The 26,223-nt window shown below is 70.1% G+C and carries 19 protein-coding genes and 1 pseudogene; 5 read left to right on the top strand and 15 right to left on the bottom strand.

Features of this window, described 5'->3' with window-relative positions; translation table 11 throughout:
* Positions 1 to 120: 120 nt before the first annotated feature.
* Together ACZ49J_RS01040 and ACZ49J_RS01035 are read right to left on the bottom strand one after the other, a co-directional pair.
* A pseudogene (locus tag ACZ49J_RS01040) lies at positions 121 to 474 on the bottom strand (transposase); the annotation flags it as partial.
* Between the two features lie 625 nt (positions 475 to 1,099).
* Positions 1,100 to 1,663 (bottom strand): DUF2087 domain-containing protein, encoded by a 564-nt coding sequence (locus ACZ49J_RS01035; protein WP_467457288.1) that lies wholly within the window; start codon positions 1,661 to 1,663, stop codon positions 1,100 to 1,102.
* Positions 1,664 to 1,951: 288 nt separating this feature from the next.
* On the opposite strand from ACZ49J_RS01035, the gene ACZ49J_RS01030 reads away from it, so the two are divergent.
* Positions 1,952 to 3,388: a condensation domain-containing protein gene (locus ACZ49J_RS01030; protein ID WP_467457289.1), complete on the top strand. Its 1,437-nt coding sequence runs from the start codon at positions 1,952 to 1,954 to the stop codon at positions 3,386 to 3,388.
* Positions 3,389 to 3,448: 60 nt separating this feature from the next.
* On the opposite strand, the gene ACZ49J_RS01025 is transcribed toward ACZ49J_RS01030, so the two are convergent.
* The 4 genes from ACZ49J_RS01025 to ACZ49J_RS01010 all read right to left on the bottom strand — a co-directional run bounded on the left by ACZ49J_RS01025 (position 3,449) and on the right by ACZ49J_RS01010 (position 14,612).
* Positions 3,449 to 4,690: a glycosyltransferase gene (locus ACZ49J_RS01025; RefSeq protein ID WP_467457291.1), complete on the bottom strand. Its 1,242-nt coding sequence runs from the start codon at positions 4,688 to 4,690 to the stop codon at positions 3,449 to 3,451.
* Positions 4,675 to 5,703: an alpha/beta hydrolase gene (locus ACZ49J_RS01020; RefSeq protein WP_467457292.1), complete on the bottom strand. Its 1,029-nt coding sequence runs from the start codon at positions 5,701 to 5,703 to the stop codon at positions 4,675 to 4,677. Before ACZ49J_RS01020 ends, ACZ49J_RS01025 begins: the two co-directional genes overlap by 16 nt.
* Positions 5,704 to 6,033: 330 nt before the next feature.
* A complete protein-coding gene (locus ACZ49J_RS01015; protein WP_467457294.1) occupies positions 6,034 to 12,834 on the bottom strand; it encodes an SDR family NAD(P)-dependent oxidoreductase in 6,801 nt (2,266 codons plus the stop codon).
* Entirely contained in the window at positions 12,831 to 14,612 is a 1,782-nt protein-coding gene (locus tag ACZ49J_RS01010; RefSeq protein ID WP_467457296.1) for a fatty acyl-AMP ligase, read from the bottom strand. Before ACZ49J_RS01010 ends, ACZ49J_RS01015 begins: the two co-directional genes overlap by 4 nt.
* 271 nt (positions 14,613 to 14,883) lie before the next feature.
* On the opposite strand from ACZ49J_RS01010, the gene ACZ49J_RS01005 reads away from it, so the two are divergent.
* Positions 14,884 to 16,314, top strand: coding sequence for an MFS transporter (locus ACZ49J_RS01005; RefSeq protein WP_467457297.1), 1,431 nt, complete (start codon positions 14,884 to 14,886; stop codon positions 16,312 to 16,314).
* A gap of 201 nt (positions 16,315 to 16,515) precedes the next feature.
* Here the strand turns inward: ACZ49J_RS01005 and ACZ49J_RS01000 are convergent, their stop codons facing one another.
* From ACZ49J_RS01000 to ACZ49J_RS00960, 9 genes are all read right to left on the bottom strand, one after another.
* Positions 16,516 to 16,794, bottom strand: a complete 279-nt coding sequence (locus ACZ49J_RS01000; RefSeq protein ID WP_467457298.1) for a hypothetical protein — start codon at positions 16,792 to 16,794, stop codon at positions 16,516 to 16,518.
* 141 nt (positions 16,795 to 16,935) lie between these two features.
* Positions 16,936 to 17,211, bottom strand: coding sequence for a hypothetical protein (locus ACZ49J_RS00995; RefSeq protein WP_467457299.1), 276 nt, complete (start codon positions 17,209 to 17,211; stop codon positions 16,936 to 16,938).
* Between the two features lie 243 nt (positions 17,212 to 17,454).
* Positions 17,455 to 17,721, bottom strand: coding sequence for a hypothetical protein (locus ACZ49J_RS00990; protein ID WP_467457301.1), 267 nt, complete (start codon positions 17,719 to 17,721; stop codon positions 17,455 to 17,457).
* Between the two features lie 263 nt (positions 17,722 to 17,984).
* The gene (locus ACZ49J_RS00985; RefSeq protein WP_467457303.1) at positions 17,985 to 18,251 is read right to left on the bottom strand and encodes a hypothetical protein; all 267 of its coding nucleotides are present in this window, start codon (positions 18,249 to 18,251) and stop codon (positions 17,985 to 17,987) included.
* A 259-nt stretch (positions 18,252 to 18,510) separates the two neighbouring features.
* Positions 18,511 to 18,774, bottom strand: coding sequence for a hypothetical protein (locus ACZ49J_RS00980; RefSeq protein ID WP_467457304.1), 264 nt, complete (start codon positions 18,772 to 18,774; stop codon positions 18,511 to 18,513).
* A gap of 197 nt (positions 18,775 to 18,971) precedes the next feature.
* Positions 18,972 to 19,835: a tyrosinase family protein gene (locus ACZ49J_RS00975; RefSeq protein ID WP_467457305.1), complete on the bottom strand. Its 864-nt coding sequence runs from the start codon at positions 19,833 to 19,835 to the stop codon at positions 18,972 to 18,974.
* On the bottom strand, positions 19,819 to 20,319 hold the full coding sequence (locus ACZ49J_RS00970) for a tyrosinase family oxidase copper chaperone (RefSeq protein ID WP_467457306.1): 501 nt from the start codon (positions 20,317 to 20,319) through the stop codon (positions 19,819 to 19,821). Before ACZ49J_RS00970 ends, ACZ49J_RS00975 begins: the two co-directional genes overlap by 17 nt.
* Before the next feature lie 207 nt (positions 20,320 to 20,526).
* Complete coding sequence (locus ACZ49J_RS00965; RefSeq protein WP_467457307.1) at positions 20,527 to 20,676, bottom strand: hypothetical protein; 150 nt, start codon at positions 20,674 to 20,676, stop codon at positions 20,527 to 20,529.
* A gap of 648 nt (positions 20,677 to 21,324) precedes the next feature.
* A complete protein-coding gene (locus tag ACZ49J_RS00960; RefSeq protein ID WP_467454666.1) occupies positions 21,325 to 22,038 on the bottom strand; it encodes a hypothetical protein in 714 nt (237 codons plus the stop codon).
* Between the two features lie 371 nt (positions 22,039 to 22,409).
* Between ACZ49J_RS00960 and ACZ49J_RS00955 the strand changes: the two genes are divergently transcribed.
* Genes ACZ49J_RS00955 through ACZ49J_RS00945 form a run of 3 tightly spaced genes read left to right on the top strand, consistent with a single transcriptional unit; the run spans position 22,410 to position 26,220 of the window.
* On the top strand, positions 22,410 to 23,501 hold the full coding sequence (locus ACZ49J_RS00955; RefSeq protein ID WP_467454667.1) for a DUF3344 domain-containing protein: 1,092 nt from the start codon (positions 22,410 to 22,412) through the stop codon (positions 23,499 to 23,501).
* Positions 23,502 to 23,542: 41 nt separating this feature from the next.
* Positions 23,543 to 24,781 carry a glycosyltransferase gene (locus ACZ49J_RS00950; protein ID WP_467454668.1) on the top strand — a complete coding sequence of 413 codons (1,239 nt, stop codon included), beginning with the start codon at positions 23,543 to 23,545 and terminating at the stop codon, positions 24,779 to 24,781.
* Positions 24,778 to 26,220 (top strand): exopolysaccharide biosynthesis polyprenyl glycosylphosphotransferase, encoded by a 1,443-nt coding sequence (locus ACZ49J_RS00945; protein WP_467454670.1) that lies wholly within the window; start codon positions 24,778 to 24,780, stop codon positions 26,218 to 26,220. Before ACZ49J_RS00950 ends, ACZ49J_RS00945 begins: the two co-directional genes overlap by 4 nt.
* The last annotated feature ends 3 nt before the right edge of the window (positions 26,221 to 26,223 follow it).

The following is a 26,223-nucleotide window of genomic DNA, read 5'->3' as shown; positions in this document are numbered from 1 at the left end:
GCTCGATGCGGGCTTCCAGTTCCTTGGTCTGGCCGACAATGCAGCAGGCGTAGGTGGCGTACAACATGGCCACGCTCGTACGGGTCTGTGTAGTGAACGGTGGAACTCGGTCGGTTTTCTTCAGCGTCGTCCGGCGGTGAGCCGGCCGTCGAAGGTGATGTCGAAGGCTTGGAGTGCGGCCTTCCAGCGCATGGTCCAGCGTTTGAGGGCGGCCTGGTCGGTGGGGAAGTGCCCCCGGGCCCGGACAGCCTTGCGGATCCGCGCGTTGATGCTCTCGATAGCGTTGGTGGTGCAGACGATCTTGCGAATCTCCGTGTCGAACCGGAGAAAGGGTACGAACTCCGCCCAGACAGACTCCCAGAGCCGGACGATCGCCGGATGCTTCCCGCCCCAGGCGCCAGTGAACTCCACGAACCGCTCTAGCGCGGCCTCCTCGGTCGGCGCGGTGTAGACGGGCCTGAGCGCCTTCGCGATCACTACGATCCGGCGACCGCTCGCTGCATGAGCGCCGATCCCCTCGGGCTTGGGCCGGCGCCGAACCCCGTGGCCTGGATCCAGAATCCGCTTGACTGGGCCGACCCATTGGGGCTCGTGAAATGCGACCCGGCCGACGGGATGACCAACAGGGAAAGGCCGCCGGTCGACGGCGACACGACGTTGTCGACGATCCCAACGACTGGTCGAAGACCATCACTGACATCGACCGTGTGGAGGGAGACACCCTGTGGGAGGAGAAGCAGGCGACCGGCCAGGACCCGCGGATCAACACCGAGCGCTGGGTCGAGAAGCACGTTTTGTGGCTCCTGCCGGGGGCGCCTCTTCCGGGCGGCGGAGCCACACCCACCGGCTCGCCGCCCCCGTCGTCTCCCAGGACCTCGTCGGTGAAGACATGCACGCCCCGCCGTGTCCCGGCGTGGAGGCGCTCTCAGTCGTCATTGTCGTTCTGCGCCGAGGTCTGCGCGCAGCTGCTCTCCTGCCCATGTCGTCACTCTCGTTCGGAAGTCCGGTTCTCGTTCCCGTCCCTCCGTCGCCGCCGGTCACCACAAGGGTTGCCGCCGCGGCGAGGTCGTGGGCCCCTCCTGTGGGCCGGCCGTACCTCTCAGACCTGGGCGGTCCGCCAGTAGAAGCCGAACTGCCGTCGCAAGTGACCGAGGTCCACCAGATGCCGCCGCAGCGTCACATGGTCCACCGGCGCGTCCTCGCACCAGGCCCGCAGCTTCTCGTTGACCACCCGCTCCGGGTACTCGACACCGGGCTCGAAGGTGCGCTCGGCGATGTGCCGGATCACCACCACCTTGCGCTGCCACTGCGCGGGCAGCCGCACGAGACGTCCGTCGCGCACGAAGGTCCGCAGCACCGCCTCGGTCCGCTCGTCCCCGGAGCCGTGGCCCTCGGCGTCATCCCCGCCGTACCCGCCGTCCCGCGCGGTGCGCTCCTGCCGCAGGCGCTCCCTGAAGTGCCCGTACGCGACGCTCAGCCCGTCGTCTCCCGTCGAGATCACGTCCTCGTCCTGGAGCCTGCGCAGCGCCACGGCGGTGTCCTTCGGGGACAGCCCGGCCCTCTCACCGACCTTGGCCGGGGTGTCCGCTCCGAGGGCGACGGCGGCGAAGGCGCGGGTCCTGTTCTCATCGGTGAACAGACGGGTCAGTTGGTCGGTAGCCATGGCCCGGAGGCTAGCCGCCCCGCTTCCCGAACCGAACCGAATTTCCCCACCGGGCCGCCGTCAACGGTACGAACAGGGGGCGGTGCGAGCGGTCACGCCACATCACTCGTTCGGGTCAATGATCAGCCCGCGGGAGACAAAGACCGCTGGGCATCGTTGTTCGACATGCCACCCGATCCATTGAAAAGCAGGGATAGCGCACGTGTCGATGCGTTTCCGTCGCAAGTGAGGCATTCCCTTGATTGATCCGCTTGACCGGATCTGCCCCACCCGTGAACGGAGACACCCGTGCGAATCACCGACATGCAGCGCTGCGAGGTCCGGCCCGGACGGCTGGTCGAGTGGACGCTCAGTCCGGCGACCGTCGAGGCGGCGGCGCGCCTGCCGGAGGACTCCCGGCCGCCGGCGTACATCCAGGAGTCGCACATCAGGACGGTCCGCTCGGTGCGGGAGGACGGCCTGTTCGTGCCGACCTGGGTGGGGGCGGCGTTCGACATCCCGGGCAGGGTCGATCTCGACACCTTGCAGGAGGCCCTGCGCGGCTGGACGCTCCGGCACGAGACACTGCGCAGCGGCTTCCGCTGGACCGGCGAGTCCGGTGACGAGATGCGCCGCTTCACGCTCGGCGCCGACGCCGTCTCCCTGCACCGCGAGGTCGTCGGCGACTTCTCCGACGCGACGGAGCTCGCCCAGCACCTGCAGGACCGCTTCGACGTCACGGCGGACGCGCTGCGCTGGCCGAACTTCCTGTACGCGGCGGTCGTCCGGGACGACTCCACCAGCGTGTACCTGGCCTTCGACCACAGCAACGTCGACTACTTCTCCGTCCAGCGTCTCCCGGCCGACATCCACGAGCTGTACACCGCGGCCGTCGAGGGCCGCCGTGTGGAACAGACACCGCCCGGCAGTTACGTCGACTTCTGCGAGATCGAGCGCGCGGACGCGGACCGGATCGACGCCACGCACGAAGTCGTGGGCCGTTGGCGGGATTTCATCCGCCGCTGCGACGGGAGACTGCCGCACTTCCCGCTCGACCTCGGCCTGGTCCCCGGGGGCAAGCTCCCCGCCCAGCAGCTCATGAACGAGATGCTCGTGGACCCGGGCGACGCCGCCGGCTTCGAGTCGTACTGCCGGCCCTTCGGCGGCAGCGCGGTCGGCGTCCTGGCCGCCACGAGCCTCATCGCCCACCAGCTCGGAGGCCAGTCCGTCTACCGCACGGTCGTGCCGTTCCACACCCGGGTGAAGTCCCGGTGGTCGGACTCCGTGGGCTGGTACGTGGGCGGCGCGCCGCTCGAGGTCTCCGCCGCCCGGGCGTCCGACTTCCCGAGCGCGCTGCGGGCCGTGCAGGCCGAGTTGCGGGCCAACCGGTCCCTGGCGCGCGTGCCGCTGGCCCGCGTACTGCGCCTGATGGGCGCCGACTTCCGCCCGACCTCACCCGACCTGTACTCGATCGTCTCCTACGTCGACGCCCGCGGCCTGCCGGGCTCCGAGCGCTGGGCGGAGCTGTCGGTCTACGGGCTGATGAGGGTGTCGTACGGCGACCAGGCGTGCGTGTGGCTCAACCGGCTTCACGAGGGCATGTGGTTCACCTGCCGCTACCCCGACACCGACATCGCGTACAAGAACATGAGCCGGTACGCGGAGCGGCTCAGGGACATCATCGTCTCGGTGGCCCGCGAGCAGCGGGTGGCCGAGCGGAAGCCCGAGCCGATCACCGTCGGCTGATCGGAGCAGGGAGGAAGCCGCCGTGCCGCGGCGGGCCCGCCGCGCTCGGGGGCCGTGGTGTCAGGGGACGAGCTGGTTGAGGACGTGGCAGGCACGTGCGACGCCGTTCTCGGCCGTCAGCGCACGACCCAGCCGGCGGGCCGCCTCGGCATGCCACCCGTCCCCGGCGACAGCCCGCAGGCGAGCGGTGAGGGCGGGGACGGTGAGCCGCCGGGGCGGCAAGGGCTCGGGCCCCACGCCAAGGCTGTGCACCCGGTCCGCCCAGTAGGGCTGGTCGCCGAAGAACGGGCATACGAGGGACGGCACTCCGGCACGCAGCGCGGACCCGGTGGTGCCCGCACCGCCGTGGTGGACCACCGCGGCCATGCGGGGGAAGAGCCAGTCGTGGGGTGTGTCCCCGATCACGAGCATGTCGTCGTCACTCGTGGCGGGGTCTCCGGCCAGCACTCCACGCAGGCCCGCGCGTCGCAGTGCGGCCCGCACGACGCGGTCGGTGGCCTCGGGGTCGCCGGTCTTCATGCTGCCGAAGCCGACGTACACGGGCGCGGGTCCGTCGTCGAGGAAGTCGAGCAGACGCTGTGGCGGTTTCCACAGTGGCTGCTCATGGTGCCAGAAACCGGTCATGTGCACGTTGGGGCCCCAGTCGGCCGGCCTGGGTACGACGGCAGGGCTGAACGCACACAGCACGGGAGCCCGACGGACCCGGCGGCAAGGGCCGAGCGGGGAAAGGGCGGGAACGCCGAGGCCTTCCTCGCGCCAGGTGTTGATGAACGGACGGCACGCCAGCCACGATCCCAGGTCGACCGCCTCGAAACTGAGGCGGTTTCCGAAGGCTCCGAAGAACCGTGCGGCCGGAATCAGCGGATGCGGGAACGCGCCCGTGGGCTGGCTGGGCTGGAAATGGATGATCGCGTGCGGGATGTCCAGGTACTGGCTCAGATGGACGCCGAGGAAACCGAATGTGGGAGCCAGGACCAGATCGGCTCCCACGGCACCCGCCTGGGTCTCGGCGAGCAAGCGGGAGAACAGCGGCCGCACGATGCGGTTCATGCCGCGGATGAAGGCCACCGGATTGCGTCGGCCCGCCAGCAGTTCCTGCCCCTCGGGCGATGCGATGATCTCGCTGGGGTCCACCGGGAGAGCGTGGAACTGCAGTCCCGCCGTGGTGATCAACGGCTCGTAGCGAGTACTGGCGAGCAGGCGCACGACATCGCCCTGGCGGGCCAGCGCGGTGCCCAGCGCCAGACAGGGCTGGACGTCCCCGCGCGAGCCCGCCGCGAGGATCACTACTGTTCGGCCCACATGAGTTCCTCTGTCACCTGGGGCCAGATGCGGTGGAGTTCGCGCTCCCAGTAGGGCCAGGAATGCGTTCCGGGTTTGTAGAAGTGCGTGGTGACGTCGACGCCCGCCTCGCTGAGCGCTTCAGCGAACTTCCTCATCGACGCCGGAAGTACTTTCTCGGCTACCGCACCCACTCCGATCACGTCGGGCCTATGGCCCGCGTCCCGTAGTCCGGGTGTTCCGTTTCCCGCGGACAGGTGGACCTTCATCCCGCGGAACGCGTGTGGTCGGGCAGCCGGGTTGTGGGCCTGCCAGTTGTCCTCGTGTTGTTCCGGGTCGCCCCAGACGTCATTGATGTCGGTGCCTTCCAGGCTGGCGCTGAGACGGACGAGCTCACGCACCTCGGGGTCGCCGAGGTCGACGTACGAGCTCATCGCGGCGGTGTACCGGAACATCCCCGGGTGACGGGCCGCGTAGTTGAGCGCGCCGAAGCCCCCCATGGACAGGCCGATGACGGCACGGGAGGAACTGGCGCGGAATCTCCTCTCCATGAGCGGGACCAGCTCGGCGGTGTGGAACGTCTCCCAGAGGGGCGTGCCGATGTACCAGTCGGAGTAGTAGCCGTGCTTCCCTCCGTCGGGCATCACGACGACGACGTCGGTGTTCCTCGCCAGTGCCTCGATGTCCGTCTCACGCGTCCAGGAGGTGTAGTCGTCCGCGCCGCCGTGCAACATGTAGAGCACGGGGAAGGTGCGCCCAGGCTCGCGCTCCCAGCTCTTCGGGAGGATGACGCGGACCGGTACGGAGCGTTCCATGGCCGCTGACCGGACGGTCAGGTCCAGCGTGCGGGCGTCGATTTCCCTGACGGCTGTGATCCGGGCGCCGGTGTCGGCCGATCGGGACGTCCGGTCCGCCACGCTGCCGTCCGCGGCTGTCGCGGTGCCGTACAGCGGTGTCAGGAACAGGAGACAGGCCAGGAGTGACCGGCCGGTGAGGCGCGGCCGGCCGGTGAACAGTGTGCGGGCAGAAGGCATGGGCTGTGCGACTCCTTGGGGCGGGTGAAGCCCGGAATGACGACGCAGACGGAAGCGGTGTCGGAGGTGCCGGAAGGGTGAAGCGAGGCGCCGGGACCGGGTGAGAGGTTCCGTCCCCCGCGGCAACGCCTTCCCGGATACTTCCGGCCCCGGTGCTCGACGGCCTTGTACTGCCGCCGATGCCGGTACCAGCCTTCAGCGTCGGCTCGCCATGCCGACCTGCTTCGATCCGCGATGAGAGGGATGCAGCAAGATCGATCTGCGCGAACGCACTATGACAAATCAGGTCATCCCACCGCCAGCGGACATGCCGATAGCATGGCGATCCGATCAGTCGCCCTGTCCGTCAAGGGCTTTGGCCATGTGCCGCGCGATGACCTCGACATGAGGCGGGTCGATGACCGACAAGTGGTCGCCCGGGACGGGGACGACCTCAAGCAACGGGCACAACGGGGCCCATCCGAGGTCTGCCTCGCCACGTAGGTAGCGGGGGTCGAGCGCCGTGGTCAGCCGCTGTGCCTCCTGCGCTCGGTAGAGCACGACAGGACCGGGATACGGCTGAGGCCCGTACCGCTCTCCCATGCGCGCGTCGATGTAGGACGTCCGTTGGTGCTCCATGATCCCGGGGCTCATGTCGAGACCGGCTTCGGCGACATGCCGCATGACCACGTCGATCTGCTGATCCTCAGGTGTGGCGGCCAGTTCCCCGTAGGGCAGGTCAAGGCGGCGTCCGTACGTTCTCTCGATGTACTGGGCGAAGCGGCCGAACCGTTCGATGAGCATCTCCTTGGATTCCAGCCCCGGGAGAGCGGCCTGCCGGATGGTGTCGATGAGGCCGAGGAAGCCCACGGTTCTGTCGGTCTCGCGCAGCCGGCGGGCGACCTCGTAGGCGAGACAACCCCCGAAGGACCAGCCCAGCAGGTGGTACGGCCCTTGTGGCTGGAGCTCCAGGATGAGTTCGGCGTAGTGGGCGGCCTTCTCCTCGACCGTCCGGAGGGAGTCCAGGCGGTCGAATCCGTAGACGGGCAGTGTGGCCGGGAGCAACTGGACGAGGGGCCGGTAGACCGATGTCGGCCCGCCGGCCGGGTGAAAGGTGAACAGGGCGGGGCGGTGGGTGCCGGGCCGGCCCTCTCGGAGGATACGAAGGACGGACTCGCCTGTTCCGTTCACCACGGGCCGGATGAGCTCGGCGAGGGCGGCGACGGTGGAGCGGCCGAGCACCTTCTCCGCGGTGAGGAGCAGGCCGGTGACATCCAGGCGCTGACGGATTCCTTCCGCCAGGCAGTGGGCTGTGTGCCGGTCACCACCCGCGGCGAGGAAGTCCTGGTTGACGTCTTCGGGCTGCCGTCCGAGGACCTCGGTCCAGACGGCGGCCACCAGACGTTCGGCGGCGTCACGAGGGCCCAGCGTGGTCGGCAACGCCGGGATCACTCCGGAACCGACGCGCTCCTGCTCAGTGTCATTCAGTTGTTCGATTTCTGTCGGTTGGTCGGTGTTCCTCGGTGGTTCGGTGTCCTTCGGTGGATCGGCTGCCGTCGCGTCACTCGGTTCGTCCCGCAACGCCAGGCCCAGTTCCCGAAGTACCGCGTCACCGAGCGCGCGAAGACTGGCACCCCGCAGAAGGAGGGGCGCGGGCAGTGCCACGGCGAAGTCCTGCTTGGCGGCGTTCTGGATCCGAACGGTCATGAGGGAGTCGAGGCCGAGGTCGGTCAGCGGAACGTTCTCGTCCAGGTCCTGGACCGCTCGTCCCATGACGGCGGCCGTACGCCTGACGAGCCGTTCGTAGACCTTGGCGGGGGCTGACTCGCCGAGCGTGTCGATGCTGTCCGGGCCGCCCCAGTCGTCGTCGGGGAGGCCACTTCCGCGCAGGACGCCCGCGAAGAACGGGACCGCGTCCAGTCCGGGGAAGGTTTCCAGAACCCGACGGGCGTCCAGGTGCACCACGCCGGTGTGCGCCCTGCGACGGGTGACCAGCGCCTGCAGGGCGTCCAGTCCCTCGGTCAGGGTGATGGGTTCGAGAGCCATGGCGGAGTTCCGGGCCGGGTCCTGGGGTGCCGCCCCCACCCCGGCCCAGGGACCCCACGCGATGGCGGTCGCCGGCAGGCCGAGGGCCCTGCGGCGGTGAGCGTGCGCGTCCAGCCAGGCATTGGCGGCGGCGTAGGCCGCCTGCCCGGGGGAGCCGACGAGGGCGGCGGCGGAGCTGTACGACAGCCACCAGTCGAGATGGTGCCCCGCGGTGGCCGCCTCCAACTGGAGGGCGCCGGCGACCTTCGGCCGGAAGACGGCATGGATGTCGGACGATCGCAGGTCGGTGACCAGGCGGTCGTGGATCACGGCCGCGGCGTGCGCGACCCCGCACAGGTGGTGCCCTTCGGACACGGCCGCGTCGACCAGACGCGTGGCCACACCCGGCTGAGCGACGTCACCCCGCACCACGACGACGGAGGTGCCGTCCTCGCCGAGTTCGGTGAGAACGGCGTGTGCGGCGGCGTCCGGCGCACGGCGACCGTTCAGGACGATACGGCCCGCGCCCTGCTCGGCCAGCCGTCGCGCCGTCGCCAGGCCGAGGCCGGTCAGTCCACCCGTCACGATGTAGGCGCCATCCGCACGCGCGAAGGGCACCCTGACGGAAGCCTCGTCCGCGTCCGCGGCGGCCAGACGGGCGACGAAGCGGGTGCCTCCGCGCCAGGCGACCTCGTCGGCCTCACCGTCGGAAAGCAGTTCCCGGGCCAGGTCGTCGACAAGACCGGGTTGCGGGTCGATGTCCACCAAAGTGGTACGCAGGGCAGGATGCTCCAGGGCCAGTACACGCACCAGACCGCGAAGAGAGGCCAGGTCCGGGTTCCCCGTCTCGCCGGGGACCACTGACCGGGCCCGCTCGGTCACCAGCCACAGCCGGGGAGCCGGCTGTGGCCGCGGGGCCGCGGCCAGGCGGCGGGCCACGTCCGCGGCGGCGTGAAGCCCGGCACACGCTCCGGTCGGCTCGGAACCGTCCGTCAGGAGCATGACCAGGGCGGCCCGTCCGTCGTGTGTCCCTTCGCGCCAGGTGTCCAGCACGCTGTCGAAGGAGCCGGCCCGGTGGTCCGCGACGGCCACCTCGACGCCCTGCTCCTGGAGGGCTGACGTGAGTGGGGAGACGCAGGGGTTTCCGCCGCCGTCGGACAGGTCCGTCAGCAGCAGGACGCGGGTCGGAGGGGAGAGGCTGGAGACGGGTGCCTTCTCCCACTCGATCTCATAGGTGGTCTCTTCGAGCGGCTGCGGGACCTCCCCCGCTTCGATGGCTCGAAGCCGCACCTCGTGGGCCACGATCAGCTCGCGTTCCCCGGCGTCGCACGCGTGGACGTCCCACAGGCCGCTGCGGGGTGACCGGCCGGAAGGGTCGCCGGTGGCCGACTCGCCGGTACGCGACACGCGGTGGACCCGGCACTCGGCATGCGCGGGAGCCCGCAGCCGTACCCGCAGAGACCGTACGGAGACCGGTACCTCCTCCGTCGCGGACGGCGCGAGGTCCGCGACGGGTACCTCCCCGGCCGACCCGTCCGACCCGTCCGCCTCGTCCTGACCTGCCGGTGCGTGCAGGGCGGTGTGGAGGAGCTTTCCGTACGATCGTCGGTCCGGTGCGTGGTCCTCAGCAGCGGGGGCGGGGAAGCCGGCCTCGCGGGGAGCGGCCCCTCCTGGCCCACGACGCGTCAGCGGCTCGGGTTCGATGAGAACACGGGCGGAGGCCAGGCACAGCCAGGCGCCGGAGGCGGATCGGGAATGGATGCCGACGGTTGCCTGATCCCGCCCCTCAGGCTCCCAGACGGTCGTGACAGGCGTCCGGGCGGAGATCGGCAGCCAGTGATGGACTGCCAGGTTCTCGATGTGTACCGCCTCGACGGCCGCCGCGCTCATGGCGGTGGCCGCAGCGATCACGAGCTCCGCGCAGGCGGGCAGCGACAGGACGGGTCTGCCGTGCAGCGTGGCCGGCCGCTGGTTCCAGCCGTCGGTGCCGATGTCTCCATGCCACAGGACACGGTCCGTCCCGGGGTCCTCCACCCGCGTGCCCAGCAGGGAGTGGCCGCCCGGGCCGGCCGGCTGCCTGGGCAGGCGTCCGCGACGGAACCAGTGGGGGACGTGCCGCCAGGGAGGGCTCGGCAGGATCACCCGCTCGCCGTCCGGCCACAGTTGCCGGCCCATGCCTTCCACTCCCGTCAGGTGGAGCTCCGCGAGTGCAGCGCGCAGACGCAGGGGTTCGTCGCTGTCACGCTGAATCGTCGGCAGCACGCGGCCGCGCCCGGGGGCCACCGCGTCAAGCGTCTCGGTGACCGGAACGACGGCGATGGGGTGCGGTGAGATCTCCAGGAAGAGGTCGTGGCCGTCGGCCACCGCGACGGCCACCGCCTGCTGGAACCGAACGGGACGGCGGGCGTTGGCGCACCAGTAGTCCGCGTCCGCACGGATGCCTGCGCGCGCGTCGTCGAGGACCGTCCCGTACCAGGGGATGGTCGCGTCGCGTGGAGTGATGCCGTCGAGGGAGTCGCGCAGCGCCGGAAGGACCGGATCGACTGCCGGTGAATGCCCGGCGGCGCCGATGGCGATGAGGCGGGCGAGCCGGCCCCGCGCCTCCACCTCCTCGACCACACGCGCGATCTGTTCACGGGGACCTGTGACGGTGCACCGCTGCGGCGAGGCGTGCACCGCGATGCCGACATCCGGATAGCGGCCCAGGATCTCCGCTCGGGCTTCCTCCGGTAGCTCCACGGCGGCCATCGCGCCGGCTTGCTCCTGTTCGATGGCGGCGAGTCGAGCGGAACGATTGAGGACCACTCGCAGGCCGTCGCGGGTGTCGAGAGCGCCGGCGACCACGGCGGCGGCCACTTCTCCCATGGAGTGTCCGATGACAGCGGCGGGTCGGGCTCCGTAGGCGCGCACCGCGTTCGCCAGGGCGACTTGCAGGCCGAAGAGGAGCGGCTGGGTGCGGTCGAGGCCGGTGCCCTGGTCCGTGCGGGAGATCAGGTCCGTCAGGGAACTGCCCGCCTCCGCCTCGAAGACGGGGTCCAGTTCTCCGACGGAAGCGGCGAAGACGGGATCGCCGCGCAGCAGCCGTTGGCCCATCCCGTTCCACTGGGAGCCGTAACCGGAGAAGACGAGAACCGGTCCGCGTGGAGTCTTCCGGTCCTCGTCGGCGTCCCGCGCCGTCCGTGGTGGCACGACGCCCGTCGAGGTCTCACCCTTGGCGAGCGCCACGAGCGCCGCGGTGAGATCGTGCCGCCCCCGGCCGACGACGGCGGCGCTTGCCGGACCCCGGCGATGGTGTGCCAGCGTGTGGCAGACGTCGGCGAGCCGCAGAGCGCCGCCCCGGGTGTTCAGCCAGTCGGCGAGCCCGGTGGCGACGTCGCCCAGCCGGTCCTGTGAACGCGCGGTCACCACCAGGATGTGCGGGACGCCCCCGGCGGTCTGCTCCGGGCGGTCCGTGTCGCCCCGATGGTGGTGCCGAGGTGCCTCGTCAGGCGACGGAGCGGGACGGGGTGCCTGTTCGAGGATGACGTGAGCGTTCGTGCCTCCGAACCCGAAGGCCGACACACCGGCCAGAGCGGGGCGCCCGCGTTCGGCCGGCCAGGGCGTCGGCTCGGTGACGACGCGCAGGCCCAGCTCGCTGAAGTCGATGTGGGGGTTGGGTTCTTGGAAGTGGAGGCTGGCAGGCAGCCTTCCGTGGTGGAGCGAGAGCACCGTCTTGATCAGGCCGACGATTCCCGCCGCTCCCTCCAGATGCCCCAGATTGCTCTTGACCGAGCCGATCAGCAGCGGTTGGTCCGCGGGGCGGCCGCGCCCCAGGACGGCGCCCAGGGCTCCGGCCTCGATGGGGTCGCCCAGAAGGGTTCCGGTGCCGTGGGCTTCCACATAGCCGATCTCGTTCGGTTCGGCGCCCGCGTCACGCAGCGCGCTGCGCAGCAGTGTCTCCTGGGCCGCCGGGTTGGGTGCCATGAGCCCGGCCGAGCGGCCGTCCGAGTTGACCGCCGTCCCGCGGACGACAGCCAGCACCCTGTCGCCGTCGCGCTGGGCGTCGGTGAGCCGTTTGAGTACGACGACCCCGCATCCCTCGCCGCGCGCGATGCCGTCGGCCCTCGCGTCGAACGGCTTGCACCTGCCGTCCGGTGCCAGCACCCCGACCTGGTCGAAGGTGGCGGTGACGGCCGGTGACAGCAGCACGTTGACCCCGGCGGCCAGGGCGGTGTCGCACTCGCCATCGCGGAGACTGCGGCATGCCTGGTGCACGGCGACGAGGGACGAGGAACAGGCGGTGTCGATCGTCATGCTGGGGCCGCGGAGGTCGAGCAGGTAGGACAGGCGGTTCGCGGCGATGCTGCCGGCGGCTCCGGTGTTCGTCCACGGTGTGACCCCCGACAGGTCCGCCGTGGTCAGATGTCCGTACTCAAGGGCGCTGAGACCGACGAACACGCCGGTGGAAGTGCCCTGGAGCGAGGGCAGCGGAATTCCCGCGTGGTCGAGGGCCTCGCATCCCACCTCCAGCAGGAGTCGCTGCTGAGGATCCATGACGTCGGCTTCCCCGGGCTCGATCCCGAAGAAGTCCGCGTCAAAACCCTCGACGTCATCCAGGAAGGCACCCCAGCGCGTGGTACGCGCCAGCGCTGCCGCGGTCTCGGACGCCCCGTCGTCGAAGTTCTGCCAGCGGTCGTCCGGAACCCGGCTCACGGCGTCCGTCCCCGCCAGCAGTCCCTCCCAGAAGGCGTCGGGCCCGTTGACGCCGCCGGGGAGACGGCATCCGACACCGATCACGGCGATCGCGTCGGCACCGGTCTGGCTCGGGTCCCTGACCGACGTGGTGACGCGGGTGGACTGTTCCTTCCCGCTGTCAGGTGCCAGGCTGCGCACCAGTTGCTCGATGCTCGGGTTCTCCCAGACCAAGGTGGCGGGCAGGGTCCTGTCGAGCAGTTGCTCCAGCCGTCCGCTGAGGACGACTGCCTGGCGTGAGGTGAGTCCGTACTCGGTCAGGGGACGCTCGCCGTCGAGTTCGTCGCCGGGTACCCCGCACTGTTCCGCGACCAGACGGCGCAGCGTGGAGCGGATCTCGGCGGCGGACGGCGCCTCGGCCCCCGGCCGCGCCTCCTCCCCGTGTGCGGCGGTCATGCCGTCCCCGATCCCTTCAGGGCCTCGTGCTTCGCAGCCGCCCAGGTACCGGCGAGGTAGTGCGTACGGCAGGCGCTGCGGGAGATCTTGCCGCTGGTCGTACGGGGGACGGTGCCGGGAGGGGCGTAGACGAAGTCGTGAACGGCGATACCGTGGGCGGCCGCGACAGCCCCGCGTACGGCCCGCGTCACCTCGTCGAGTCCGGTGTGCGGATCGGTGACGGCGGGCGAGTGCTCGGCGACCACGACTAGTTCCTCACCCGCTTCGGTGGAGACGGCGAACGCGGCGGTGTGGTGGCGCCGGATGGTGGGGTGCGCGTCCTGCACGGTGAGTTCGATGTCGTGCGGGTAGTGGTTGGTGCCGTCGATGATCACCAGGTCCTTCATGCGACCGGTGACATACAGCTGCTTGTCGTGCCACATCCCCAGATCGCCCGTGCGGAGCCAGCGCTCTGCCGGGTCGGCCGGGTCTCCGCCTTCCAACACGGCACCGAAGGTTTCCCCGTCGTGCGGGCGGCCCCAGTACCCGCGCCCGATGTTCGGGCCCCGCAGCCAGATCTCCCCGACCGTTCCGTCCTCCTGCCGCCGGCCGGTGGCCGGGTCGACGATGGCCACCTCCTGCCTCGTCGGCCGGCCGCAGGCGACCAGTTCGGTGACGGGTCCGCCTTCGGTCGGTTCGGCGACACGCGCCGTACCCCGCGCCAGCAGGTCCCGGTCGAAGGGGGTGACCGTCGGTTCCTCCCCGGCGGGCGATGTCGTGACGAACACGGTGGCCTCCGCGAGGCCGTACGAGGGCCTCATGGCTGTCCTGCGGACCCCGGACGGCGCGAAGGCATCGTGGAAGCGCTCGAGCGTCCGCGGGTTGATGGGTTCGCTGCCGTTGACCAGGGCGGTTACCGAGGCGAGGGACAGGCCCGTCCGTTCCTCGGGTGGCACTCGCTGGACGCAGAGGTCGTAGGCGAAGTTGGGTGCGGCTGTGCAGGCTCCGCCGTAGCGCGTGAGCAGGCGGAGCCATCGGGCCGGCTGCTGGACGAAACTCAGCGGGTCCATGATGACGGACCGCATGCGGCCCACGACCGGCATGGCGACCATCAGCACCAGACCCATGTCGTGGTACAGCGGGAGCCAGCCGACGCTGCAGTTGCGCCCTCGGCGGAGGTCGTAGGCTTCGAGCGCCTGCCGCGCGTTGGCACAGACGTTGGCATGAGTGATCTCCACGCCGGACGGCGTTCTCGTCGATCCGGACGTGTACTGCAGGTAGGCGCAGTCCTCGGGCTGTGGCTCCGGGGCTGTCGGGTCCTGGCTGCCTGCGGCTCCAGCGGCCCGCGCCAGGTCCTCGACGCTCACGACGCGCAAGCGGGTGGCGATGCCGTGCCCGGTGCAGAAGCCGGCCACCGCCTCGCGCTGCTCCGGGGCGGCGATGGCGAGCGCGGGTGCCGCATCGGCCAGCACAGCCGCGAGTTTCTCGCCGTGGCCGGGCAGGTCCGGCGGGAAGAGCGGCACCGCGATCGCGCCCGCGCACACGGCGCCCAGGAATCCGACCACGTAGTCGAGGCCCTGCGGTGCGACGATGGCCACCCGCTCCCCCACCGCGCCCGACTGGCGCAGCCCTGCCGCCACCGTCCGTACCCGTGTGTCCAACTCGCTCCACGTCAGCTCGACGGATGTCCCGTCCTTGCCGGCACTGAAGTCCACGAAGGTGAACGCCGCCTCATCGGGTGTCTGCTGGGCGGAAAGGGCCAACTGGTGGCTGAGTGTTTCGCCCTTGGGTGACGGCATCGGATCACCATGCCTTCGTCGAAGTCGGACAGCATGATGGGCTCTCCCGCGTCCGGCCATGCGTGAGAGACCCATATTCGGCGTCAGCGAAACATAATCCCATGATCATGGTGGAGTGACACGCCGTTTCCTTTGCGCGGATACCGCGCACGGCGTGTCACCTTGAGTCCCCCGGCCCGCTCCGTACGATGAATTCCCCCTCTGTCAACCAAAGCTCGACTCGGGCTGTTCCTATCGCCATCGCTCCGGGCCCACTTCCGAGGCATGACTGATGAGCCGACTGCGCGGACTCGGCATTCTGGTGGCGACCATTCTGGCGTCCTTCATGGCGGCTCTCGACAATTCCATTGTCAACGTCGCCTTTCCGCAGATCCAAGAAGAGCTGGCCCTCAGCGACTCCGGCCTGAAGTGGGTTGCCACGATGTACCCGCTTGCCTTTTCCAGCTTTCTCCTGCTGGGGGGCCGCTGCGCGGATTCCAGAGGGCGGCGCCCCACGCTGCTGTCGGGCATCGTCCTCTTCACGCTTTCCTCGCTGCTGTGCAGCGTGTCCACCAGTGGTCCTGCGTTGATCGCCTGTCGGGGACTGCAGGGGGTCGGAGCGGCTCTCATCACGCCGGCCTCACTCGCGGTGCTGTCCCACGACCTGCTCCCCCGCGCGCGTAACGCGGGCATGAGCGCGCTGACCGCGGCACTGGCCGCCGCGCTCGCCTGCGGTCCCGTGATCTCCGGCCTGATCACAGAGCACCTGGGATGGAACTGGCTTTTCGCCATCAACGTGCCGCTCGGGGTCCTCTCCCTCGTGGTGACGGTCGCGGCGATCCCTCGCTCCTCCGAAAACCCCGGCGCTGCCCAGCGGCATCCTCCCGGCTCCGCTCTTCCGCTCCGCACCGTGGCGCCGGCCTGTCTCTTCTTCGGCGGACTCGCCTACTGTCTGATCGAGGGGCCCCGCTTCGGTTTCACCACCGCGAGGATCGCTCTCCCCGGAATCATGACCCTGGTTTGCCTGACTGCCGTCGTCGTGATGGTGTACTCGACCAGGAACGCACCACTTCGCGAACTGCTCCACCGGCGGGCGTTCGTGGGAGGAATCGTCACCCAGTTGCTGTGGGGTCTGGGAGTCACCGGTGTCTTCTTCTTCACCTCACAGTTCCTGCAGAACGGGCTGGGTTTCACTCCGACGACCGCCGGCCTGACGTTCACACCCGTGGCCTTGGCCCTTGTCGTGACCGCCGCACTGGTCCCGAGAATGGTCCGGCGGTGGGGCGACGGACGGGTGTCGGCAGCTGGACTGCTTCTCGTGGCCCTGGGGCTGCTGCTCGTGGCGCGTTGCGGCACGGCCGGCGGCTTCGGGGACCTGTTGCCCGGTCTGGCAGGTATCGGCATCGGCTCAGCCATGGCGGTTCCGTTGACGACTCGGGCCCTGGAGTCGGCTCCCGCTCATACGTCAGGTATCGCCGCCGGCCTGTTCAGCGCCACTCGCGAAGCTTCGGGCGTCCTCGGTGTCGCCGTGGTGGGACTGATCGTCACGTACGGACAACGCTCGGCGGCCTCCGCGGGAGCGGACGCCGGCGCGACCTTTCTGACGGGATACCAAGCGGGGCTCTGTGCCGCTGCCGCGTTGGTGGCGATGGGCGCGCCGGTGGCACTGTGCGCGTTGCGGCTGCCACGTCACAGGCCTGATGACACACATGAGTGGATGTGAGGGATCGGCTCGGGGCGAGGATTCGACCCCCGGCAGGTTGATGTGTGCGTCTGCCGCCGCTCTCAGACCCCTGGAACAGGCAGACAGAGACATGGGGATGGCCGGGACCCGGTCTCGGGTCCCGGCCATCCCCATGCGCCCGGGTGGCTTACGCGACAAGGGCCGACGACAAGTGGGCGCCTCGGTCATCCGGTTCGGACGTCAGGACGTCGCGCCAGGGACGTTGAAGGAGCTGACGCAGTTGATCTGACCGCCCGAAGCCGGGCAGTTCTGCGTCGAGTCGTTGACGACGGTGACGCTCCCGTTCTTGTCGGTGGTGATCTGGCGCGTCGTCACCTGGTTGCAGCTCCGGTCGCCGTAGCCCTCGCCGGCACACCGGCTGAGGCTTCCACTGGCGAAGGACGGGACGGCCCCGACACCGATCAGAGCAAAGCTCCCCAGGACGCCCACTGCCGCTGCGATCTTCTTCGAATTGAGCATCTGCCTTTTCCTTTACGGTCAGCCCCGTGACTGGGCGGGCGGAGTCGTTCCGGACGCTTGGACCGGCCACGGAGCCAGAGGACAAGCTCCGGGACTCGGATACCTGGTCGAGCCGCGAAGCCGCCTACAGGTGATGAGTGATTACTTGCCGGAGGGAGCGGCGACCTGAGTGCACTTGACCGTCTTGCGCTCGCTCTGGTCGTTGACCTGGATGCCAAGGGCGTTCACGTTGACATTCACGTCGCCGATGTTGATGATCCCCCAGTTCACCTCGTCCGCCGAGCACTTCTGGTTCTGCTGGGGGCTGTCGGCCTTGGGCTTCGGGTCCTCGCCCGCAGCGTGGCCGACGCCGACACCCAGCAAGCTGACGCTGCCGAGCACGGCCACGGCGACTGCGGCCTTCTGGTACTTGCGCATTACTTCTCCGTTCTCGCGTTGACGCAACCCATAAACAGGCTGGTCACCGACAGTCGCCAACCCTAGGCGACGCTTGCGGCTTTTTATGGATGAAACGCCCCGGTAAATGAATTCCTTGAAAAGAGCCACGATCTGACATTTATATATATGCATCGATCGCACCTTCAGGGGGGGGCGGCAAAACCCCGGGGCCCGAACACATGGCTCGAACCCCGGGGCCTACCTAAATCACCTGATCAGCGATTACTTGCCGATCGCGAAGAGCTGGGTGCAGGTCACCGACGTGCGCTCGCTCTGGTCGACGAGCTGGAGGCCGGCGCCGTTGACCGGAGCGAAGACCGCCCCGGTCTCACTGCCCGTGATGTTGACCTCGTCCGCCGAGCACTCCTGGCTCTGCTTGTTGTCAAGCTTGACCTTCGCGTCCCCATCGGCGTGGCCGACGCCAGCGCCCAGGAATCCGACGCTGCCAAGCATGGCCACGACGACCGCAGCCTTCTGGTACTTGCGCATTACCTCTCCGTTTCTCATGTCCGACACAGACCGTGATGGTCCGGTCACCGACAGTCTCAAGATAGGCGACTTTTCAGGCTCTTTCTACGAGAAACGCCCAAACACGCACACATTAGGAAAATGCATTCCCCCACTGCCGCTTGCGCGCCGATCGCCCCGACAGCCCGTCGCCCGTTGCACGGACCGGCGACAACACCAAAAGGGGCAGACCCCGGGGCTCTTGATGCGAACCCCGGGGCCTGCCTAGATCACCTGGCCGGTGATCACCTGCCGAGCGTGAAGACCTGCGCGCACTCCACCGACGTGCGCTCGCTCTGGTCGATGACCTGGATGCCGGCGCCGTTGATCGGAGCGTAACCGTCAAGGGTCTCGCTGCCCGTGATGTTGGTCTCGTCCGCCGAGCACCGCTGACCCTGCTTGTTGTCGATCTTGACCTTCGCGTCCCCGTCGGCGTGGCCGACGCCGGCGCCCAGGAAACCGACGCTGCCAAGCATGGCCACGACGACCGCAGCCTTCTGGTACTTGCGCATTACCTCTCCGTTCCTCGTGTCGACACAGACCGTTACAGTCCGGTCACCGACAGTCGCCAACTGTAGGCGACGTCCGCACCTCTGGCCGCATGAAACGCCCTGAGCGGGAAAAATCCTCAAAAAAGTGAGGAACCCTTCTGATTCGTGACAGGCACGGAGATGCGGACCGAAAGAGGCGACGAAGCGGCCGCACGACAGGCCCCGGAGCTCGGACACCTGGTGCGAACCCCGGGGCCTGCCTAGATCACCCGAGCGTCGGTCACTTGCCGAACGCGAACACCTGCGCGCAGTTCACCCGGTTGGTGTCGCTCGCGTCGATGAGCTGGGTGCCGGTGGTGTTGGTCGGGGCGAAGACGGTGCCCGTCACGCTGCCCGTGATGTTGACCTCGTCCGCCGAGCACTCCTGACCCTGAATGCTGTCGAGGTCGAACCCGCCGCCGTGAGCGTGGCCGACGCCAGCGCCCAGGAAACCGACGCTGCCGAGCATGGCCGCGACAACCGCGACCCTCTGGTACTTGCGCATTACCTCTCCATTTCTCGTATCGACACAGTCCGTGATGGTCTGGTCACCGACAGCCTCAAGCTAAGTGACCTTCCGGACTTCTGCCACGAGAAACGCCCAAACAAGCTGATTTTCCTACAAATACACACCGTGGGACGACTGTCCGGACCGGCCCACGCCCCAGGTGTGCCGAGGCCGCCGCGGTCCGCTCGTCGCGGTCACGCGTACCGGTAGATCCGGCTGACGTCCTCCAGCTCAGCCGGTGTCACGTCCCACGGCGGCAGCTTCTGGTGCCGTGCCACGATCCGGCGGTACTGCTTGTCGCCGCGGCCCGGCGGGGTCGCGGGAAGGTAGCGGGCTCCGTGGTGCCGGCGCTGCCAGCGGTACCACTGCAGGTCGATGAAGGCGTGGTGCAGCCAGAAGACGGGGTCGTTGACGGAGGCGGCGCCCAGCATGGCCCCGCCGACCCAGCGGTGCACCCGGTTGTGGTTGTGCCAGGAAGCGCTGTTCCGGCCGGTGGCCCAGCCCTCCAGTTTGTTGCGGAAACCTCGCGTGGCCGTCGAGTCCCAGGGCGCCGCGTCGTAGGTGGGGTCCTTCAGCGCCCATTCCAGTTCCCTCTTCGAGGGCAGGTCGACCCGCGCGCGGCGGCCGAGGTCCCGGGTGAGGAACTTCTCGTCGGTCACGCCTTCCTTGATCGTCCAGTTGCCCTCCCGGTAGGCGAACGGACCGGTCATCACCTGGCGGTCGGAGCGACGCCCGTTGCCGCCGAGGAGGTCCGCCGTCCACGGAACGGAGGTGGTCGTGCGGTCGCGCGTCCAGTCCCAGTACGGCAGGGTCACCGACGAGTCCACCCGGCGGAGGGCGCCCTCCAGTTCGAGCAGGAACCGGCGGTGCCAGGGCAGGAAGGAGGGTGCCATGTGCGCGGCGCGCAGTCCGCGCTCGCCGTCGGAGGAGAAGTGCGCCATGTGCAGCCGCACGAACTCGTCGTACTCGCCCCGCCGTTTGACCTCCAGCAGCGCCTCGACGAACCGGCGTTTCTCGGCCCTCGTGAGCGCGCCGGCGTTCTTACGCACGTACGCCACGCCGGTACCCCGTGTGCAGGTGCCCACCGTCCACCGGTCCGGGAGCCGGGTGGCGCAGCCGGCGCTGACCCGGGACGAGTTCGTCGACCGCGGCGCGGGCCGCCTCAAGTGGTGTCCCGTACGAGCAGTAGTGGTCGACCATGCTGACCCATGTGCCGTCGGCACGGCGCATCAGAGGCAGCGGGCGGCCGTCCACGGTGACATGCCACCGTCCGTCCTCGTCCGCGCCGCGCCCGGGGATCCACACACCGCGGAGGTGGCGGCCGCGGTACGTCGCGTCGAAGGCCGTGTCGCCCGGGGCGCCCCCGGGCCCGGGGTGTCCAGGCCGGCAGGCCGTGAACGCCGACGCGAGCACGGCTGAGAGCGCGCAGGCGTGCAGACCGCGTGCCAGGTCCCGCCGTGTTCTGCCCGCCGGTTCGGGCCGTGCCGGGCCCGGTGCTCCCTCCTCGGCGTCCCCCGGGACTCCGCCGACGCTGACGGCCATGGTTCACTCCTCGTCCGGTTCGGCTGTCGGTAGCGGTAACCGCCGAACGTCCCGTGCGGTCACCGCCTCGCGGCCAGGACAGTGATCGCCGGCAGCCGTTGCGGTGACGTCGAGACGAGGCCGGCGCCGGCCAACCGCCCCTGGAAACGGAGGGACGGCCCTCGGTCTTCACCGAGGGCCGTCCCTCCGTGCCGCACGCCTCAGCCCTTACATCACCAGGTTGCCGTGCACCGGCTTGACCTCGTTCAGTGCGGCCGCGGCCTCCTTCACCGTCGGGAGCAGCGAACCCTTGCCCCCCGCGGTCACGCCGCCCGGAATCCGCGTGTTCAGGCCGCCGTTGAGATCGGTGGCCGCCACGTCGGGGGCGCTGCTCTTGGCAGGCCCCTGAGCGGGAGCCGGAGCGGGGGCCTGCGCAGGCTGAGGAGCCGGAGCCTGAGCGGGAGCCGGAGCCTGGGCAGGCGCCGGAGCCGGAGCCTGAGCGGGAGCCGGAGCCTGGGCAGGCGCCGGAGCCGGAGCCTGAGCGGGAGCCGGAGCCGGAGCACTGTGGGCCGGCGCCTGAGCCGGAGCCTGGGCCTGGGCAGGTGCCTGAGCCTGAACCTGGGGCTGGGCCTGGGCAGGCGCCTGAGCCTGGGCAGGCGCCTGAGCCTGGGCAGGGGCCTGAGCCGGAGCACTGTGACCGGCGGGCGCCTGGTCGGGAGCGGTGTAGCCGACCGGCGCCTGGGCGGCGGCGTCGTGGGCGAACGCGGGTGTGGCGGAACCAGCGGCGATCAAGGACCCGGCAACGACGGCTGCAGCCTTCAGAGACTTCATCATGTTCCTTTCTTCGGCAACGCAGGTCGCCGGAGGGAAATGCTGTCGCCGTGCCTAACGATCCCTGGCCGGGGCGGAAACCGGAGTTCCGCAAATTGCGAACTCCTCATATGAGATCTCCGAGAACAAAGTCGTGGTGCCGCCCCGAAAGGCGGCACCACGACCGGACGGCCAATTGCCGTACTGTACGAACTCTCACGGGGCCGACAGCAGCAGTTGCGTCAGCGGCTTGACGGGCAGCGCGACGCCCGACACGGGAGCCACCGCGGTCTGGCTCTGCGTGCTGGACACCCTTACGTCGGACGAGAAAATCCCTCCCAGGTCGTCGGTGTCGAGCAGGTCGTCGATGAGGTCGGCCAGCTCGGACAGCAGGTCGTCGAGATCGTCGGGAACGTCCTCGAGACCGTCGGCGATGGCCTCGAGGAGTTCCTCGACGGCGTCCAGAAGGTCCTCCAGCACACCGTCCAGGTCGAGTACGTCGTCCAGCAGATCGTCCAGGTCGAGTACGTCGTCCAGCAGGTCGTCCAGGTCGTCCAGGTCGCCGCTCGGGAGGCCGGCGGCGCTCCCGGCGGGAGCCGGCAGTACGCCCGCCGAAGTGCCGGCGGACACCTTGGCCAGGGCACTCTGTGCGTCGGCGCTCAGTCTCCTGATCTCGTCGGCGGTAAGGCGGTCACTGTCCGCCTTGAGCACGGCGTCCAGCAGGTCGGCGACCGGGGCGAGTTCTCCCCCGTTGTACTTCCTCAGCTTCGCGAGAAGCGCGTCCGCGCCATCCAGCCGCGTTTCAGGTGACGCCGTCCGGCTGTGCTTGTGGGCTGAGTCGACCGCCATGGCGGTGGGGGCGGTGATCCCGACCAGGAGGGTGGCGCACAGCGCGCTGGAGGCGATGTGCCGTGCGGACAGAGCGGGCATGGGCATTCCTTTCGGAGGACGCTGGGTCTTGAGCCCACCGTGAAAGCGCCCATCACTTCCCGCAACCGATCATATGCCCACCGTCATCACACGATTCCCTCTGTCGCCGTGTCCTGCCTGATCAGACGGGGCGTCAGACCCTCTGCGCCCCAGCCACCGTTCGGGGGAACGGCGCCCGGCTCCCCCTGCCGCGGGAGCTGCGGGGCTGTTCGGATTTCACAGCTCCGACACACTTATCGGTTTCATCGAATATCACCGTTTTTGTCCGTTTGCTAGTTAGAGTTGCGAACCGCCTCACGCACTCCACCAGCGCGGACACGTCGTGACCGCCGCTGCCACCGCCACCCGCCTCCGAAAGGGCACCGACGGTCATGCGCCATTCCCTGGGCCCGCTGCTTCCCCGTGCGGTCGCGGGCGTCCTCGCCATTGCTGCGATGTGTGCGCCCGGCAGTTCCCCCGCTGCCGCACCGGCCGCCCCGCCCGCCCCGGAGGCGCAGAGCCTCGCGTTCGCCGAGCGGTACCGAGCGGTGCAGCGGGGTGGGATCGTGCGCGCGGCCAACTCGTCCGTCACCTGCGAAACGTCCGCGTCGTCGTGCGGCGGCGCCCGCGAGGGCCGCGCGGCGGCCAACGGCGACTTCGACATGACCTACGTCGACGTGGACAGCGACCCGAACACCTACAACTCCAGCCACGGCGAGGTGCGTCTGCCGAAGGGCGCGCGGGTGACGTACGCGCGCCTGTACTGGGGCGGCAACCTGCGGGTGGGGGAGCAGAAACCGCCGGAGGACAACGGGCGGGTGCTCGTCGCGGAAGCCGGCGGCGCGTACAAGGAGGTGCTCGCGGACTCGGTGGTCGGGCACCAGGTGGCGCACGGCGCGGACGCCTTCCAGGCCACCGCGGACGTCACGCCGCTCGTGCGGTCCGCCGGTCCGGGGCTCTACACCGTGGCGCAGATCAACGTGGCCAGGGGCCGCTCACCCGTCGGCGCCTGGGGCGGCTGGACTCTGGTGGTGGCGTACGAGCACGAGTCGGAGCCGCTGCGGCACCTGGCGATGTGGGACGGTTTCGGCGCCCTGACGGGCGACCGGGCCCAGGAAGTGCGGATGCAGGGGATCCCCTTCCCCGAGGGGGCGGGCGGGCGAGTCGGTCTCGTCGCCTACAACGGTGACCGCGGCTCACCGGGCGACACGTTCACCGTGTCCGCCGGGGGCCAGGACCCGATCGCGCTGGGCGACGCCGCCAACCCCCAGGACGACGCGCTGAACTCGACGATCAGGGAGTTCGGCGGAGCCGGCCCGGACCGCGCCCCCGACCATCCGAACACCTTCGGCTACGACTCCGACGTGCTCGATCTGCGCGAAGGGATCCGGCGCGGCGGTGACCAGCTGGCCTTCCGGATCGCCTCACGGCGGGACCCCACCTGGGTCGGAGCCCTCTTCGTCGCCGTGGACGCCAGACCGTGAGGCAGTCCGCCCCACTCCGGGTTCGTGAGCAAGGAACACCAATGAAGCTGTCACCGTCGGCCTCTCCTCCCTCCCGCATCCTGCACATCACCCAGCCCGTGGAAGGCGGTGTGGCCCGGGTCGTGACGGACCTGATGCGGGCACAGCTCGCCGACGGACTGCACGTCACCGTCGCCTGCCCCGGTGGTGGTCTCGCCCCCGCCCTGAAGGCCCTCGGCGCGGACGTACGGCACTGGCACGCGACGCGTTCGCCGGGGCGCACGCTCGTGCGGGAGGTACGGCACCTGCGCCGCCTCCTCGCGGACGTACGGCCCGACCTCGTGCACGCGCACAGCGCCAAGGCCGGACTGGCCGCGCGCCTCGCCGTACGCGGGCGGATCCCGACCGTCTTCCAGCCGCACGCCTGGTCGTTCGAGGCCGTGGGCGGCGCCACCGCCTCACTCGCCCTCAAGTGGGAACGGTGGGGCGCCCGCTGGGCGGACCGCGTGGTGTGCGTGAGCGAGGCCGAGCGGGTCACCGGCGAACGGGCCGGAGTACGGGCCCGGTGGCGGGTGATCGCGAACGGAGTCGACCCGGGGCGCTTCCGTCCCGCGGCCCTCAGCGCCGTACGGGGTCAGATTCCGCTGCTCGCCGGCCTGGGAGCGGACACTCCGCTGGTCGTGTGCGTGGGGCGGCTGTGCCGGCAGAAGGGGCAGGACATCCTGCTGGCGGCCTGGCGGGCGGTGGCCCGGCAGGTGCCCGGAGCCCGGCTCGTGCTGGTCGGCGACGGGCCGGACGCGTCGGCGCTGCGGGCGGCCGCGCCCGGCGGTGTGCTGTTCGCCGGGGCCACCGCCGATGCCACGCCGTGGTACCAGGCCGCCGACCTCGTCGTCCTGCCGTCCCGTTGGGAGGGCATGGCGCTGGCGCCGCTGGAGGCCATGGCGTGCGGCCGGCCCGTCGTGATCACGGACGTGGACGGGGCCCGCGAGAGTCTGCCGCCGGGGCAGGAGCCCGTGCCCGCGGAGAACCCCGACGCGCTGGCCCGCACGATGACCCGGCTGCTGCTCGATCCACGGCTGCGCGAGTCCCTCGGCCAGCAGGGGCGCCGTCACATCCTGACCCACCACGACGTACGGCACACGGCCGGTGCCGTGACCGACGTCTACCTCGAACTGCTGGGCGACGGAGCCCGTGCGGTGGGCGAAGACGCGGCCCGCTCCGGCCGCGCGCCACGGTCCGCGCTCGCCGAGCCCGCCCCGTGCGGAGAAACCACAGAGTACAGGGAGTCAATCCACTCGTGACTGCGGAAAGTACCGTCCCCTCCCCCGGCGCGGAGCCACGGGAGTACGGATCCTCGACTGTCTCGGTCATCCCTCCGCGCGGGGCCGCCGGCGGCCCCGGGTTCCCGGCCGTTCGACGCCCCGTCCCGCACCGGCGGTTCACGCGGCCGGCGCTGCTCACGGTGGACGCCGGCGCCGCGCTCCTGGTCGCCCTGGCGCTCACCGACGCCCGGACACCGTGGCGCCCGCTGCTGGTGGCCGGGATACTGCTGGCCGTCGTGTGCCTGAACGCGCGGGCGCTGCTGTACCGGCCGCCCGCCGTGCCGGCGGTGCTGGACGAACTGCCCGCCGTCTGCGCGCGGATCGTCGTCGGCTGGGCCGTGCTCGCGGCGGCGGTGGCGGCGTACTCCCCGGACCACGTGCTGTCCGCCGGCACCCTCGCCCTCGGCTGCGCCCTGCAGTCGGCGGCGAGTTGCGCGGGCCGCGGAGTCGTGCACTGGCAACGGCGCCGGGCGCTGCTGCGCAGGCCTCGCGCGGCTCTGGTGGTCGGCCCCGCGGCGACCGCGCAACGCGCGGCCGCCGCGTTCCTGCGTCACCCCGGGTGCGGGCTGCGGCCCGTGGGCGTGGTCTCCGGCCAGCCGGCCGGGGACGAGGGGCTGCCGGTACTCACCACCGACGAGGAGGTGCGGCGGGCCATCGTCCAGAACAGCGTCCAGGCCGTCCTCGTCGTCGGCCCCCGCTCCGAACACGGGCCGTTGCTGGCGGCCCTGGCCGCGGCCGGGTGCGCGCTGTGGCAGGTGGACGCGGAGTCGCCGTCGTACGACCGCGGAGGTGAACGCCTCGCCGGGTTCACGTGTCGCCGCCTCGAGCTGACCGAGCGTCGGGAGGGTCTGCGCAAACGGGCGCTGGACGTCGTCGTCTCCGGGGCCCTGCTGCTTCTGGTCAGCCCGCTGCTGCTCGCGACCGCCGTGACGCTGCGGCTGACCGAGGGGCCCGGGGTGGTGTTCCGGCAGGAGCGGATCGGCAAGGGCGGGCGGCCGTTCACGCTGCTGAAGTTCCGCACGCACCGCCCGGCCGACGCGCACGAGGCCGCGACGCGGTGGAGCGTGGCGAACGAGCACCAGATGCGCTGGTTCTGCCGCTTCCTGCGCAAGAGCTCCCTGGACGAGCTGCTCCAGTTGTGGAACGTCCTCAGAGGAGACATGAGCCTGGTCGGGCCGCGCCCCGAACGCCCCTTCTTCGTCGGCAAGTTCAGCGACACCCACCCGGGTTACGCGGAGCGCCACCGCATGCGGACCGGCATCACGGGCCTCGCCCAGGTCCACGGTCTGCGCGGCGACACCTCCATCGAGGACCGCGCACGGTTCGACAACGCCTACATCGACGACTGGTCCCTGTGGCAGGACGTCTGCATCATGCTGCGCACGGCGGTCGCGCTCGTCCGTCCCACGGGGAGCTGAACC

It is taken from the genome of Streptomyces sp. NPDC030840, from assembly GCF_055572015.1.
This window is presented reverse-complemented; position numbering and strand designations above follow the sequence as displayed.

What these genes read in the sequence shown, in the direction of transcription:
- ACZ49J_RS01035 (WP_467457288.1), bottom strand. Translation starts at nt 1,663, where the DNA reads ATGGCTACCGACCAACTGACCCGTCTGTTCACCGATGAGAACAGGACC.
- ACZ49J_RS01020 (WP_467457292.1), bottom strand. Translation starts at nt 5,703, where the DNA reads ATGCCTTCTGCCCGCACACTGTTCACCGGCCGGCCGCGCCTCACCGGC.
- ACZ49J_RS01015 (WP_467457294.1), bottom strand. Translation starts at nt 12,834, where the DNA reads ATGACCGCCGCACACGGGGAGGAGGCGCGGCCGGGGGCCGAGGCGCCG.
- ACZ49J_RS01010 (WP_467457296.1), bottom strand. Translation starts at nt 14,612, where the DNA reads ATGCCGTCACCCAAGGGCGAAACACTCAGCCACCAGTTGGCCCTTTCC.
- ACZ49J_RS01005 (WP_467457297.1), top strand. Translation starts at nt 14,884, where the DNA reads ATGAGCCGACTGCGCGGACTCGGCATTCTGGTGGCGACCATTCTGGCG.
- ACZ49J_RS01000 (WP_467457298.1), bottom strand. Translation starts at nt 16,794, where the DNA reads ATGCTCAATTCGAAGAAGATCGCAGCGGCAGTGGGCGTCCTGGGGAGC.
- ACZ49J_RS00995 (WP_467457299.1), bottom strand. Translation starts at nt 17,211, where the DNA reads ATGCGCAAGTACCAGAAGGCCGCAGTCGCCGTGGCCGTGCTCGGCAGC.
- ACZ49J_RS00990 (WP_467457301.1), bottom strand. Translation starts at nt 17,721, where the DNA reads ATGCGCAAGTACCAGAAGGCTGCGGTCGTCGTGGCCATGCTTGGCAGC.
- ACZ49J_RS00985 (WP_467457303.1), bottom strand. Translation starts at nt 18,251, where the DNA reads ATGCGCAAGTACCAGAAGGCTGCGGTCGTCGTGGCCATGCTTGGCAGC.
- ACZ49J_RS00980 (WP_467457304.1), bottom strand. Translation starts at nt 18,774, where the DNA reads ATGCGCAAGTACCAGAGGGTCGCGGTTGTCGCGGCCATGCTCGGCAGC.
- ACZ49J_RS00970 (WP_467457306.1), bottom strand. Translation starts at nt 20,319, where the DNA reads ATGGCCGTCAGCGTCGGCGGAGTCCCGGGGGACGCCGAGGAGGGAGCA.
- ACZ49J_RS00960 (WP_467454666.1), bottom strand. Translation starts at nt 22,038, where the DNA reads ATGCCCGCTCTGTCCGCACGGCACATCGCCTCCAGCGCGCTGTGCGCC.
- ACZ49J_RS00955 (WP_467454667.1), top strand. Translation starts at nt 22,410, where the DNA reads ATGCGCCATTCCCTGGGCCCGCTGCTTCCCCGTGCGGTCGCGGGCGTC.
- ACZ49J_RS00950 (WP_467454668.1), top strand. Translation starts at nt 23,543, where the DNA reads ATGAAGCTGTCACCGTCGGCCTCTCCTCCCTCCCGCATCCTGCACATC.